Here is a 15,159-nt window from a genome sequence, read left to right as displayed (position 1 = left end):
ATTAATATTTTGTCTCCCTTGTCTCCCTTGTCTCCCCAATCCCCATTCCCCATTCCCCAGTCCCCATTCCCCATTCCCCTAGTAACTGCATAAGCTCAAACGACTGGTATCTATCTCTATGTTGAGAAGATTCTCTGATACAGGACAAAAGTCATAGATACCTGGGGAGAGTGGAATGGTTAGCTCAATATATGACCGATTAGTTCAAGATGTTCTCAGTGCAGCTAAGAGAACCACCAAGAAACAAATTAATTTGGTCAATGAAAATCAAGATGTGATCCAGAGGGAAGTGATATCACCTTTTCCATCACCGGAAGATTGGCGGGATGTCTGGATTTACTTTATTATGGTTGACCGCTTTAATAACCCATCTGCTGCGCCTGTGAGTGCTTGGGACAATTTTGATAGCAATGGTAATTTTTTAGGGAGAAAAGGTCTGGTTTTCCAAGGTGGCACTTTGGAAGGTATTCGTCAAAAGTTGGAATACTTAGAAAAATTAGGGGTAGGGGCAATTTGGATTACTCCGGTATTAAAGAATTGTCAGTATAAACCTACATATCACGGTTATGGTATTCAAGATTTTTTACAAATTGATCCGCGATTTGTTACTAATAAAGAACATCCAGAGGAAGAGTTGCAAGCCTTAATTGATGAGGCTCATGCACGAGGAATTTATGTAATTTTTGATATTGTATTGAATCATGTCGGCAATGTTTTCAGTTATTTCATTAATGGCCAGACTGTTGAATCAATTGATCAATATGGGGAACAACCCTATGATATTAGGTGGCATGATAAAAATGGTCAGGCGCATCCACAATGGATAGATGCACCTGTGGAACAAGACCCTGACCTGCATCCTGATGCTGTAGTTTGGCCTAAAGAACTTTGTAAAAACAAGGTTTTCCGCCGGAGAGGAACTAGAGGAGACACTGAACAAGGCGGGGATTTTACCGACTTAAGAGAATTAATTACTAATGAACCGGAAGTTCGTAATGCCTTAATTCGTATTCACCAATATTTAATTGCTAAGTTTGATATTGATGGCTTTCGCATTGATACATTGAGGTTTATTGAACCGGATTTTGCCAGAGTTTTTGGTAATGCCATGCGTGAGTTTGCTTTAAGTATTGGGAAGAAAAATTTCTTTACTTTTGGCGAAATATGGGCGGACGAAAACAACACAGAGGATAAAATTAGAAACTTCATCGGTCGCCATGCCAATGAATCTGGTGATTTATTAGGTGTGGATGCTGCGTTGGATTTTCCTCTGTTCTTTCAACTTCCAGGGGTGTTGAAAGGCTTAAAACCACCAAAAGCGATCGCAGAGTTTTATGAAAGTCGCAAAGAAAGCCTCCGGGGTATCATCAGTTCACATGGTGAAGCCAGCAAATTTTTAGTGACATTCTTCGACAATCATGATGTGAAGAGTCGCTTTTACTACAGTAACCCTGAGCGTCCCCGGCAGTTTGAAGACCAAGTAACTTTAGCTATTACCTGTCTATTGTCATTACAAGGGATACCTTGCATGTACTACGGTACGGAACAGGGACTTAATGGTTCTGTTCCCGGAAATACGGATTTTGGGGATCTTGTAGTTCGTCAAGCTTTATGGGGTAAGCCAGGAGGCGGTTTCAATCATGATCATCCCTTCTATCAAGCTATATCCGAACTATCGAAATATCGTCAAACCCAGCCTGCACTACGCTACGGAAGACAATATTTTCGTCCCATATCTGGCGATCGCATTAATTATGGCATCTCTCCCTACAGTCCTGGGGTGTTAGCGTTCTCCCGCATCTTGAATGACCAAGAAGTAGTGGTGGTAGCCAATACAAACACAGAAAAAACTGAGTCTGTCTATGTAATTGTTGATTACCACATGAATTCTGATTATCCTACCTTCAAGATTTTATTTAGTAACGCATCTAGGGATCGCAACATTGAACTCCCAGAAACAGTGGAGGAAGTAAAAAACGCCAACATCACAGAAGTCAATGGTCAAAAGAGTTATGGCCCCATACGAGTGATGAAAGTCACTCTCCAACCGATGGAAGTACAAATTTTAGTGAAATAGTTCAAATGTGCAGATACCCAACTTCTTTGATACCAATTCACAATTCGCAATTCGCAATTCGCAATTAAAAAACTTAGATGTAGCAAGGATTTTAGGGTTTACATCTGTATCAGATTTTTCGTGAAATGGTATGAGAGGTCGGGTATCTTGTTTCTCACGAATGATTTATACCAATTCACCAAAATTAACCAACAGATGCAAAGCCTGAAACCCAGATGGTATCTGACTTTCTTAATTGCGTTAGCGTAGCGGAACATTAGTCCATTGCGTTAGCGAAGCGGGGCGTTAGCCCATTGCGAATTGCGAATTGCGAATTGCGAATTGGTATTCCGCCCCTAATTACTTTCCAGTACACAAACTCTTTTCATCAGGTTTCACATGGGGATTATTCTGCAAATAGTCTCTCACCCAATCACAAGCAGGCTCCAGTACGTAATCTAAATCACCTAAATATAAACGCCGGAGTATGATATTGTATCTAGTGCTGGTGGCTATAGTTTTACCATCAGGACTAAACTGCACACTCCAAACAGCATCCTTGTAACCCCGCAGGGTACGCAAAAGTTGACCTTCAAGACTCCAGATTTTTACAGTATTATCACCACTGGCAGTGGCAATAAGTTTACCATCAGGACTGAAAGCAACATTGTGAACAACATTGGTATGTCCCACTAAGGTATGCAGCAGTTTACCGTCAACACTCCAAATTTTGGCTGTATTATCCCAACTAGCACTAGCTATTAGCTGACTGTCTGGACTGAAGATAACGTTGTTAATACCACTGTTATGTCCTGTTAATGTTCTTTGTAGTTGACCGTCAATAGACCAAATTTTGATTGTTTTGTCCCAACCTGCTGTAGCCAGTAGCTGACTGTCTGGACTAAATACGACGGTATTCACTACACTTTCATGGTCTGTGAGAGTTTTACGTAATGTCCCGTCTCGATTCCAGAGTTTGACGGTTCTATCTTCACTGGCGGTAGCGATTAACTGACCATTGGGGCTGAAATTGACACTCCAAACTGTGTCTTTGTGACCTTTGAGCGTTTGATGTAATTTCCCCTCCAGATCCCATAATTTAGCGGTTTTATCCCAACTGGCGGTAGCTATTAACTGACCATCAGGACTAAAAGAGAGTTTATTGACCTTGTTGTGATGCTGATTAAAGGTTCGCAGTTCTTGCAGTTGATTTCCTACAATTGCCCAGAGTTTGGCGGTGTTATCCCAACTGGCGGTAGCTATTAACTGAACTTTTGTTTTCCCTGGTTTTCTCCCACCCCAGGCTACTGGTTGACTATTTGGGCTAAATACTAAGTCAAAAACTTCGTCTTGATGACCCCTGACAATAGTGCTGTGAGGACTGTTGAGTTTCCAGATTTTGGCTGTTTTGTCATTGCTGGCTGTAACGATGGATGTACCGTCAGGACTGAAGGCGAGGCTATTAACTGCGTCGGCGTGTCCATAGAGGGTTTTGATTTGTTGACCGTCGCGCTTCCACAGTTTGACTGTTTTATCGCCGCTAGCAGTGGCAATTATTTTACCGTCGGGGCTGAATATAACGCTATTTACTCCATTTTCGTGACCTTGGAGGGTTTGCAGTTCTTGACCATCTAAATTCCAGATTTTGGCGGTTCTATCACCGCTAGCAGTAGCAATTTGCTGTCCGTCGGGGCTAAAACTGACACCCCAAATCATATCTTGATGACCTTTAAAGGTTCGCAATTCTTGGCCATCGAGATTCCAGAGTTTGAGTGTTCTATCCCAACCGACGGTAGCAATGAGTTGACCATCGGGGCTAAAGGTGACGCTGTTGACTTTATCTGTATGCCCTTGGAGAGTGTGCAGCAGTTTACCGTCCCGACTCCAGATTTTCACGGTTTTATCCCAACTGGCAGTAGCTAGTCGTTGACTATCGGGACTAAAGGCTACTTCTAAAACTCCGTATTGATGTCCTTTGAGAGTGTGCAGCAATTTACCGTCTCGACTCCAGATTTTGGCTGTTTTATCCCAACTGGCGGTAGCGATGAGTTGACCATCAGGACTGAAAGCGACGCTGTTAAAGCCTTCGCCTGTATCTTCTCGCAGCATGATGGATTGTTGTTTACCGTTTAAGTCCCAAATTTTGACGGTTTTATCTCTGCTGGCTGTCGCAATGAACCGACCATCAGGGCTAAAACTCACACTTTCTACCATCCCTTCATGTTCTGCTAGTCGGTTTTTCTCTTGCACAGAGTAGATGGCTTGTAGTAGGGTTTCGATGATTTGAGTGCGAGTGTTGCTATCAATTCCCTGGGTGTGTTGGACGCGTTTGACAGCTTTAATACTGGCAATTAATCCATCTAATTCTTGATTGGTATTAGTTAAGGCTTCAGCTAAGGAATGGATTTCTTTAATTTCGCTACTACGCGCCTTTTGACTTTGCCACCAAGCGAAAATAGCTAGACCGAGGGAAACGACTAAACCAGCAGTGAGAAATAAAGTCAGGAGTTTACGTCGTTGCTGTTGTTGTTTGGCTTCTAGTTCTCTGAGTTCTAAGCTTTTGGCAATAAACTGGATTTCTTTGGGATTGAGTTCACAACAGCGTTGTTTTTGCCATTCTTGAGCATCTATTAAGGGTTTACCGCGTAATAATGCTCCTTGATCATGGCTGCTATTTTCCCATTGGGCGATCGCAATCCGCAATTGTTCTCGCCAACGTAGAAATTCCCCATTCGTCAACAGCCAATGTTCTAATCTACCCCAGTTTCTAATCAATGCTTCATGGACAATTTCTACTGTTTCCTCTCCTGTAGACTCATTGCGGTTGGTGACGACTAGACGCGAGGAAGCAAGATGTGTCACTAAATCCCAGTTTTCTGATTTAATTTCCTCACGATTTGCTAATCTGCGGGTAGCTTCTGTCTCATTACCTAAACGTACCAATTGAATAAAGATTTGTTGCGCCCTGAGTCTGTCTGCTTCTAGTAACTGGGCATACACAGCCTCGGCGTGGTTAGCTAAGGCTTCTTCGACACCACCAATGGCTTGATAAGCTTGATGTGTGAGTAGGCGATGTTGTTGTTTTGCCCAAAGTTGTGTCAGGGCAAATTCTAATAATGGTAAACTTCCTGGTTGTTGGTCTATTTCGGCAATTAATTGATTAGTTAATCCTGTTTCTAATCCTACCCGCATTTGTTTTGCAGGCTGTTCAATTACCCGACGTAATTCTTTGTGGTTCATCGGCCCTAGGTTCTGGACTGCACCTTGCAAGGCATCACTAAAGGGACGGTAAGATAGGGCATAGCTGTAAAAGTCAGCCCGCAAGGTTAAGACGATGGTAAAGGCAGGTGTAAAACTAGAGGCATTGAGTAATAAATCTAAAAAAGGCTGACGTTGGACTTCTGGCGATAGGGTATAAAGTTCTTCAAATTGGTCGGCAATCAGGAGTAAGCGAGTACCAAATTCTTGCTGTACAAACTGTTCTAGAATTTTAGGGAGTAATTGGTGATTTTGTTGCAGTGCGATCGCTAAATCTAGTTCTAGTAAGCGAGTATTGCTATTATCTTTTGGTAAGCCCAAGATACTCTCTAGGCAAATAGCCGGAAAATCCTGAGCTAAATTCACTAACGCCATTGCTAACGCTTCAAAGGGGTTTTTTCCCGGACGAAAAGCTATAATTTGCCATCTTCCATTCAGTTCTTGCCGCAACTGGGGAATCAACCCCGCAAATACTAAACTAGACTTACCACTGCCACTGGCCCCCACTACCGCCACAAACTGCTTTTTTTTCACGGTTCTGACTAAATTAGCCGTGAACTCTTCCCTACCAAAAAATAAATGTGCGTCTTGTTCTCGGAAAGCAGATAAGCCCCGATAGGGACAAGGCGGGATACCGCCCAATTGCCACCAAGTCGGCGGTTCTACAGCCGGGTTTTGACAAATCACAGGCAACCAAGAAGCACAGGGAAAATCATCTTCTAATCCTTGTAACTGCCTGCGCGCTTCTTGTACTGCTAGATATAAAGATTGACGCTTGATAGCAAAGGCTTGGAGAAAGTTTTGGAAGAATTCCTGGGCTACGCAGTTCGGGACTGGTTCGCGCATGACAATGACTTGGGGAATATGCAGTTTTCCCAAAGCATTGGCTAATCCTAGTCCATCACAAGAGTTAAAAATAGCTAGTTTTAAACCTCTATCAATGGCGGCGGTGAGGGCTTCTTCTAACTCCCGAATTGTCAGACTATTATTAGTAGGTTTGTCATTAATGTAAACTATGCCTGTGTCACCTTGGCTGTGGCTATGACCGGCAAAAAATAAGATATCCCAGCCTACAGTATCCCAAAGCTGCCTATTGCATTCTTGGCGTGAGGGTTGATTTAACTGCACGACTTCTGCTATGTTTTCTAGGCTTTGTAGAAATGCAGTTTCTCTTTGAAAATCAATCCCTTGGTTATTGCCCAAAATAGCTAATATTCTGACTTTGTGGCGATTGTATGGAGTGTGTGTAGTATCTCTTCGTTGATACTCTGTGCGGGAAAGTGCTAACTCTGCTTTGGGATAATCTCGCAAAAACTCCCAACAATGCCAAGGTAGTGGGCGGAGAGTTTCATCGTTGGTTTCTAAAATGACGCGGATTTCTTCTGCTGGGTGGAGTTGCGATCGCAATCTGCGTTCAATTGTCAAAAATTCCGTAGATTTTAGCCAACTATTAATATTACACTGCAACTGTTGACATAATTCATCAAAATCTATGATGGAAACATTAGTAATAGCCCCTGCTTCTATTTCTAGTTCGTCATCTTCTTCCCAATCTTGAGAACGCATTGCTTGACGAGTACATAAAGCATGATAATTTGTTCGCCAACTTATATATAGTTCTCGCAAATTGGGTGCAGCCGGTAAGCTACCTAAACATTGTTCTGGTGCATGATGACTTGCTGACCAAATTTGCGCCTTCACACTGGGAAATCCCGTGTACAAATCACCGTTACCCAAACTGATGACAACTGTCTTGCTCATTATTATATCGAGACTATTAAAGCAATTTTTATTTCTCAACTGAATTTATAGCTTTTTGTCTATAATTGCTAGATTTTGTATTTAAATGATACTTTGAATTGCCAAAGATTGATAGATATTTTATTTTCCTAGAAAGAATATTTGCATAAATGCGAAATATTATATAGAAGTCCTAAATTATTAATGAGACACAAGATCCCGGACTTCTCAAAGAAGTCGGGGATCTGGACACCGCGAGTTATCACAAATCAGATAGGAATACTATAGTTAGTATTGCTAATTACTAATGGTAATTAACAGTGAACAGTAGACTTGCCTTAAAAATGGGCATTGAGTATGGGCATTGAGTATGGGAAAACTAGTATGTATTATTTACCACACCAAGTAGAGGCCTTAATAAATCCCCTCTAAGCTAATTGTCATTTAACTTGCGTCATTTTCATGTTGGCAAAAGCTGTAAACCCTCTCCCTTGCAGCCTGACCCCTGCCCCTCTGCGGCCTCAATGTGTAAATTAAATGCCTAACAGCTTATAAGTTGTGAGGACTGGTAACTGTTTTAATTATTTTGGTGCATTAATGTATCTAATATTACTGACAAGAGAGTTCTGTTAGCGGTAGCGCGGCGTTTAGCAATACTGAAAAATCTTGAGCAAATTAGAAAATTACAGTCGAATTTGTTTTTCAATTAAATTAATTGATTTAAATATTTTTATATTTCAACCGCTCAATTACAGAAATAAATCTCATTCTAGATTTCAAAATCTTCTTTTATTTTGATGTTATCTAAGCTCACTTCCACACTAAACTGCTTGCCTTTCTCTCCATGAAAAGGATTAACTTGGATATAATTATCTTGACTTCTAGATGTGACTTCGCACAGTGATTTGCCTAATTTTGATAGTAAAGTAAGTTTGAGATTAGGCCGGAGAAACTTAGCTTCTCCACTAGGATGTAATTGAATTAATACACGGATTTTTTCTTCAGACTCTTCTTGAATACTAATCAACAGGACAACATGATAATTACCCAGGCTGATCCCTAGATTAATAATTTTACCTCGTTTCACACCTTCAGAACTATTTCTAATATTTAACGCTAAACTCATCTCAGAGTTAACCAGTGCTGTAATTGATTGCCATTCATCTAGGAAAATTCCCTGCAACCATTGACTCAATTTAGTTTTATTGGTTTGTAAAGACTGTGATAAATTATTCTTTGGATGGAAGAGTTTTAATTCAGGTAAGGGAATTGCATCCACATCTAAAAAACGGCAGTAAAAGATAATATGATTTGGCTCTATATCAAATACTGATAATGGTATTTGATAGTAATTATTGCTTGAATGTATACCGCTTATATTTATATATGCAGTAATTTGATCGTAGCGTAAAATTCCTCTAATAATTAATTCTGCTTGTTCCTCTAAAACTTCAATTACAACATATAAATGAGCAGTAGTTTCTGCTTCATTAATAGTATACTCAGGTATATTGACCAATTCATCTAATAGATTTTCTGTAGCAATCAAACAAAGCTTGAATTTATCTAGCTGAATATAATTACAGTTATCGTTACTCGGTTGTGTTTGGGAAATTTGCTGTTCTGGGAAATATTCTTGTAACCATTGAATAAATCCCAAGGATGCCAGCGCATTTAAATATATTTGCCACTGTTGCAGTTCATCAAATACTTGGTAAGTAATATTTTTTGCTGTTTCAAAATGCTCTGGTTCTAGCAAAATTAACTCTGGCATTATTAATCTCAATTTATTGGGATTTTTTTGAGTGTTAATCATCGGTCATTCCTTGAATCAAATTCAATATCTCAGCGATTAAAATTTAGGTGAGTTTAGCTATTTTGGTATAGTTAACGACATTTTGATGTAGGAAAAGAGAAAATACATAAGAAAATAAAAATTCTGCATAATTCCTAGCTAATTAGTTAGTAGATAATCCCGCAGTTTTTGAGCATATAAACTATCTAGGGAACGATTTTTACCTGCTCTAATTTCTTCTCCCGCTTCTGTGAAAACTTCTACATCAACAAAATTTTCGATTTGTTCAGCTAAGGTTTGCAGATATTCAGGTGTTGGCGGAATAGCCGTTAAGCCTCTAATACCAGCCTCTTTTAACATACATTCGAGGAGTTTTTGTACAGTAAATTTACGTACTTTGCATAGGAGTTCACCAGGATTTAATATGCGTCTTGTTTGATCCCAACTAGTCATTTCTAACACAGGGGCAATATCTTTGAGAGACTTAAATTCACAATAATAAAGTTTTAATCCTGGTAGGTATTTGTGAGCGAAAGGAGCATAACTTTTACTACTTTTTAGTTTAGTAATTGTGCGACTAATTTCTTGGGCGATCGCCTCAGATAAAATCTCTTGAAATCTTTTATATACAAGTTCTACAATCTCCTGTTTTTCTAAATTTGATATATCATAACAAACAGTTGGTAAATCTCTTCTCAGAGAGTAGCCACCTGTGTCATAATCGGGAATTTCTAGGGGTTCTCTGTAACTCCAGATGTCATACTGTCGTAACTGTGTGGCTATTTGTTTGAGTTCGCTTTTCAAATCTTCTGTAGTGTTGATAATGATGCAATTTTCCTGCAATAATTCCAACATTTCCTGCAATTGAAAATTAGTAGGGTCTGGACATTTTCCCACTGTTATTTTTCGTTGTTTGCGTCTATCTCGACGATAGACAGCATGAAATATCGTCACAATTTGGCGCGATCGCTCTGCTAAAATTGCTATTTGTTTATGTCTAACTCGATTTAATAAAGACCAATCGCTATGATGCTGAAAACCAAACTCTGATAGAAAATTTCGCAGTTCGGGATTTTGTTTAGTTTGCAAGTAAGTCCAATTATCTAGACTCATTCTTGCTGGGGAGTCATGCTTAAATTTGCGTAAAACTTCCACTGTAAATAACTTATAAGTTGCCGGGTGAGTTACACCATCTTCATTGAGGATAAATTGAGTTTGGCGATCGCTATCCAAAACCAATAATTTATCCCCATCATCATCTAGGACACATCGCAATAAATCCCGATAGTTAAAAGATTTTTCTCCACCAAAGAGATTATCAATCTTTTGACAAGATTTCAGAATTCCATAGGAAACATAACATCGCAGACACAACCCAGCTAAACCACGATTAATTAGCTCATTTATCGTCCAATTATCGGCGTAAAAATTTCCCAACAGAGTAGATTGAAGCTCATCATTTGAGCAATTTTGAACCCGTTGCTGCAAAAAATCCCGTGCTGAAGCCACGTCACACTTTTTATACCCCACCTGTTGATTCGCCAGATTAATGCACCAAATTGTCCAGTACCTTGATATGGATGCAGTATTCATATTTACTGCTTCACCTCGCATTGGCTGAGATTGTGATTCACATACTTGAATTAAATACCTAAATGGCAGCATTTTGAACATAATGCAGCTAAATTGAGGTTATTTGTGTATTTATGCAGATTTTATTCTCAGATATCTGTTTAAATCTCTATCTGGGGTTTATTTTTGTTGTTTTGAACTAGACAGGCTGTCCCATTCTATCCCTTAAGTGTGATCATTATTGCTAATGCGTACCATCACTGCAAAAATTCTAGCCACTCCAGTAATAGTGTTTAATACAGTAGGGGTAAAAGTTTGGATGACAGTAGGATTCATATTTTTCTACCAACATAGTAAATTTTTGCTTTAATCATAAATACCAGTAAGATGTTTCAACTTATGCAGTAAATTCTTCACAGAAAATAGAAATTCTGATTGTACTAGAGTTAAATTGACGTAAATCACTCAAAAAGTTTTGTTTGGCTAAAATATCTCAAAAAATAGCCAATCTTCCTTTTTTATCGGTTTTATTGATAAAATCCAGAAAAATCGCTATTGATAACTCAAATACTTTTATGTGAAATTTTGATTCTTGTTCTCCACTTTTTCAAGGGACGTTAGGGAAGATCAAAACGACGTGGAACAAAGTTATCAGAATTCCAGATAAAAAAATATCTAAACTGTAGGGTGCGTCAGTGCGAGAAAACCTAACTATACCAAGAGGTTAGTCATACTGACGCACCCTACTAAGCTATTTATTTGGAATAATTTATTTTTTGGTGTTCCCTTATAAGACTTGTGTGTATACAGTAGTCTTTGCCGAGGGGTGACTACAAGATGGTTTGGTTATGTTCATCTTTATACAAAATTGGTATATAGCGGTTCCCAGTTAAGTGAGGTACAGATAATATTTTGAAACGCAGAGGAGCGCGGAGTAAATCGCAGAGTTCCGCAGAGATTTGTACCTCAGCAGACTAGGAAACGCTATAACACTCTACACAAACTCAAATTTAGCAATGACCTTATGAGGAAATTTTGACTTTTTCTCATGAATGAAATTGTGAAAATTCATCATCAAACTCATCAAGCTTTAGCCTGAAATGCTTGCTTAGTCTAAATAATGATTTGGCTTGATATTTGAAGTACAGGCAAACATAAGAAATGATTAAAAATAATCGCAGTTAATTTGGTAAAACTAACGTCATTTTACTTACTTATTTCATAGTAATTATGGGCTAGGAGGGCGAATTTGTCCCTGAAAAACTGCACTGTCAGTTTTAACAATTAATGCTGCCAAAAAACAGTTAGATTATTTGAGGAGACACTACCAATGCCCAATAATGATATCAGTATTAAATCAAATTGTTTTGACGGGCAAGATTCCACTTACATCTCCTCTTCCAATACTCTTAACACTGAAAACTACTCTAGTTCACAATTTAATGCTCACAGTAGTTCTGTTTCAACAACAGAAGCTAGTGCTACTAGTAACTACAGTTCTAAGAATGGTTATGGCTTAATTGATGCCTCTAAATCAGTGTCTCAAGCGGCTGGACAAAATCCCTACAATGAAGTGGCTGATACGGGAGGGAATAATTGGGGTTTAGATATGATTAAAGCCCCAGAAGTTTGGCAAAATGGACACACAGGTAGTGGAACTGTGGTGGCAGTCATAGATACTGGTGTGGACTACAACCACGAAGATTTAAAAAATAATATTTGGACTAATACTAAAGAAATTCCTGGCAATGGCATTGATGATGACGGTAACGGTTATGTAGATGATGTGCGGGGGTGGAATTTTAATGGCAACAATAACGAAACTTATGATGATAACGGACATGGAACTCATGTTTCTGGAATTATTGCAGGTGAAAATAATGGCTATGGCGTGACTGGCGTGGCTTACAATGCCAAAATTATGCCCATCAAGGTGTTAAATAGTTCTGGTTCTGGTTCCTATAGTGCGATCGCTAACGGCATCTACTACGCTGTAGATAATGGCGCAAATGTCATTAACCTCAGCTTGGGTGGTGATTTTTCTAGTCAGACACTCAAATCAGCCATTGAATATGCCAGCAGTAAAGGAGTAATTGTCGTCATGGCCTCCGGTAATGATGGCGGTTCAGCACCCGGCTACCCGGCGCGCTATGCGAAGAACTCAGGAATTGCGGTTGGGGCTGTGAATCAAGCAGGTAATTTAACAGACTTCTCTAACCGTGCGGGTAGTAATGAACTGGCTTATGTCACAGCCCCAGGCCAAAGCGTTTACTCTACTCTTCCAGGGAATCAATACGCCAGTTATAGCGGGACATCAATGGCTTCACCCTATGTTGCTGGTGTAGTCGCCTTGATGCTGAGTGCTAACCCAAATTTGACTGAAAGCCAAATCCGTCAAATTATTACTGGTACAGCAGGCAATAGCAATAACAGTAACAATAACAATTCCTCAACACCCAACTCTGGCTTTGACTTAAGCCCGATGTTGGATGAATTCTTCAAGAACTTCCCCAGCAATAGCCCATTCAATCAAACTCCTGATTTTAGTTTCCCATCTCTATCGGAAGTCAACACCGTTTCCGTTATGAGCCACAACCAAATAACCGCCTCTCCCAAGGCTGAATCTACATTTCAGTATTATGGGGATGGTTCAATGAATAGTTTGGCTAACAGTCCGACCGATATTAATAACGGTATGGATATTGATTTTGGGCAATTAATTAAGGAGATTACTAGACAACTAGATAATTACCGAAAACTGTTAGGGTAGGGAATGGGGTATAGGGCATGGGGCATTGGGCATTGGGCATTGGTAATATCCTCTGTTCCTCTATACCCTTACACCCTTACACCCTTACACCCCTACACCCCTATCTACAAAGGAAACAGCTTTGGGTAAAGTCATATTAATCACAGGCCCGTCTCGGTCTGGGAAGAGTGAATGGGCAGAATATTTGGCGAAAGAGTCAGGTAAAGAGGTTGTTTATATCGCGACTGCTACCGTCAGTGTGGATGATGTGGAATGGGAACAGCGTATTCAATTACACCGCTATCGCCGCCCTGAAGATTGGGTAACTTTGGAAGTTCCTGTGATGTTATCTGCGAGTCTGGCTGATATGAAGCCTCAAAGTTTTGTTTTAGTTGATTCCTTGGGAACTTGGGTGGCTAATCTTCTAGAGGTGGATGATGAGACTTGGGCGGATACTGTAGAGGATTTTTTAGAGACGGTGCAGTTAGTTGCGGCGGATATGGTGTTTGTGGCGGAAGAAACAGGTTGGGGAGTTGTACCAGCATATCCTCTAGGGAGGTCATTCCGCGATCGCCTGGGGAGTTTGGTACGTCAGTTAAGTAAAGTTTGCGAAACTGTTTATTTAGTGACTGCTGGTCATGTTTTAAACCTCAGCCTACTTGGTACACCGCTACCAACTATGATGAATGATGAAGAATAATTTAAGAAATTTTAAGAGACATTTAATATTGATTCATTTCAGTGATTTCAGGGAAATTCTTAATAGAAAATTAAACAGTTAGTATCAAAATAGTTCTCATACCGACTGTAAAATTATGGTATGGCAAACCAAACAGAAGTCAAAAAATATCTTGCCCACTGGTTTCAGTTAGGTAAGAAAGTAGTGATTGGTAGTAAGGGAATATATTTGCTACCTCAACCTATATTCCAAGGCGATCGCTACAGTAAAGAGTTTGAAGAATGTTGGCAAAAAATTTCATCATCGGCAAGTGATTGTTATTTGGAGGGAACTAACGAAACCATTGCCGAATTACTCACACCTGCATGGGAAATGTTACCCTGTAGTCGCTGTTTGATGCCGATAGCTATGCGTAACGTCGGTATGCCAGCTTTATTGTGTCCATGCAGCAATTTACCAAATTGGCCTAATACAGAATTACCTAATCCTCGGTGTCCAGTTACAGATAAAGAACACCTGAAAACAATTTGCGATCGGCTTTTAGAAAATCTTTCTCCAGCTAGATACTAATTGATCAATCTGCTTGATTTAACTGTGCATTCTCTTGAAGAATGCACAGTATTTTTTTGTCCATCCAGCCAAGTTGCTTGGATTTGCTAGCGTGCAAATATTTTTGATAATTCTATTTTAATACTCTATCAACCATAATTCTAGATTGCATTTTTCAGAAGACCTATCAAAACAATTGAGTAATTTCGTCTCAAAAAATCAGCAATGAAGTTTACAGATATTGTAAATGACTCATCTATTCACTCCCAGCTATTGTAGTTATCAAGCAAGCAGTTGAAACGCCGAAAAAAAGCGAACAACTACTAGCTGTAACAAACAAAATCTATCCTATTAATGGAGTATCTGACCATGCAAGCTATCGAAAAAAACTTATTTGCTCAAATCTCTGCGGAAGAATCTGCTAATGTTAACGGTGGTGGAATTGTTACTACTGGTGCATATCTTACAGTTACAAATGCACTGTTCCCAGATCTCACAGGTGATCCTGTACAACTAAATACAGCGTTCCTGTTTTTAATTAACGCACAAGCAGGCCCTGGCACCTTTGTAACTCCATAATCCATAATTTGACTTTAGAACACGTCCCTATATCTTATTGAAGTTTGAACATCGGCTAATAGTTCTCTTCTTAAACAGATTGGGCGTGTTCTCAACATCTATTGAGTAATTGACTTTTGCAAGAGTTAAGTTCAATCACTAATCTTTAGAGATTAGTGATTAGAAGGTGAAATGAAAAATTT

8 protein-coding genes are annotated in these 15,159 nt (G+C 39.5%); 5 read left to right on the top strand and 3 right to left on the bottom strand.

From position 1 onward, the window contains the following. Positions 1–175: 175 nt before the first annotated feature. Positions 176–2,077 (top strand): alpha-amylase family glycosyl hydrolase, encoded by a 1,902-nt coding sequence (locus tag CLI64_RS27935; RefSeq protein ID WP_103140260.1) that lies wholly within the window; start codon positions 176–178, stop codon positions 2,075–2,077. Between the two features lie 339 nt (positions 2,078–2,416). On the opposite strand, the gene CLI64_RS27930 is transcribed toward CLI64_RS27935, so the two are convergent. The 3 genes from CLI64_RS27930 to CLI64_RS27920 form a co-directional block, all read right to left on the bottom strand. Continuing rightward, complete coding sequence (locus CLI64_RS27930) at positions 2,417–7,075, bottom strand: CHAT domain-containing protein (RefSeq protein ID WP_103140259.1); 4,659 nt, start codon at positions 7,073–7,075, stop codon at positions 2,417–2,419. 748 nt (positions 7,076–7,823) lie between these two features. Next, positions 7,824–8,870, bottom strand: a complete 1,047-nt coding sequence (locus tag CLI64_RS27925) for a DUF1822 family protein (protein ID WP_103140258.1) — start codon at positions 8,868–8,870, stop codon at positions 7,824–7,826. Between the two features lie 138 nt (positions 8,871–9,008). Further along, positions 9,009–10,442: a hypothetical protein gene (locus tag CLI64_RS27920; RefSeq protein WP_103140909.1), complete on the bottom strand. Its 1,434-nt coding sequence runs from the start codon at positions 10,440–10,442 to the stop codon at positions 9,009–9,011. Positions 10,443–11,751: 1,309 nt separating this feature from the next. On the opposite strand from CLI64_RS27920, the gene CLI64_RS27915 reads away from it, so the two are divergent. The 4 genes from CLI64_RS27915 (at position 11,752) to CLI64_RS27900 (ending at position 14,977) form a co-directional block, all read left to right on the top strand. Beyond that, positions 11,752–13,191 carry a S8 family peptidase gene (locus CLI64_RS27915; protein ID WP_103140257.1) on the top strand — a complete coding sequence of 480 codons (1,440 nt, stop codon included), beginning with the start codon at positions 11,752–11,754 and terminating at the stop codon, positions 13,189–13,191. Positions 13,192–13,312: 121 nt separating this feature from the next. Next, positions 13,313–13,870 (top strand): bifunctional adenosylcobinamide kinase/adenosylcobinamide-phosphate guanylyltransferase, encoded by a 558-nt coding sequence (gene cobU / locus CLI64_RS27910; RefSeq protein WP_103140256.1) that lies wholly within the window; start codon positions 13,313–13,315, stop codon positions 13,868–13,870. Positions 13,871–13,990: 120 nt separating this feature from the next. Next, positions 13,991–14,419 (top strand): hypothetical protein, encoded by a 429-nt coding sequence (locus CLI64_RS27905; protein WP_103140255.1) that lies wholly within the window; start codon positions 13,991–13,993, stop codon positions 14,417–14,419. Between the two features lie 348 nt (positions 14,420–14,767). Continuing rightward, positions 14,768–14,977, top strand: a complete 210-nt coding sequence (locus CLI64_RS27900) for a hypothetical protein (RefSeq protein WP_157943332.1) — start codon at positions 14,768–14,770, stop codon at positions 14,975–14,977. Positions 14,978–15,159 lie beyond the last annotated feature (182 nt).

Origin of the sequence: Nostoc sp. CENA543 (assembly GCF_002896875.1) — a bacterium.
Taxonomy (GTDB): domain Bacteria; phylum Cyanobacteriota; class Cyanobacteriia; order Cyanobacteriales; family Nostocaceae; genus Trichormus.
This window is presented reverse-complemented; position numbering and strand designations above follow the sequence as displayed.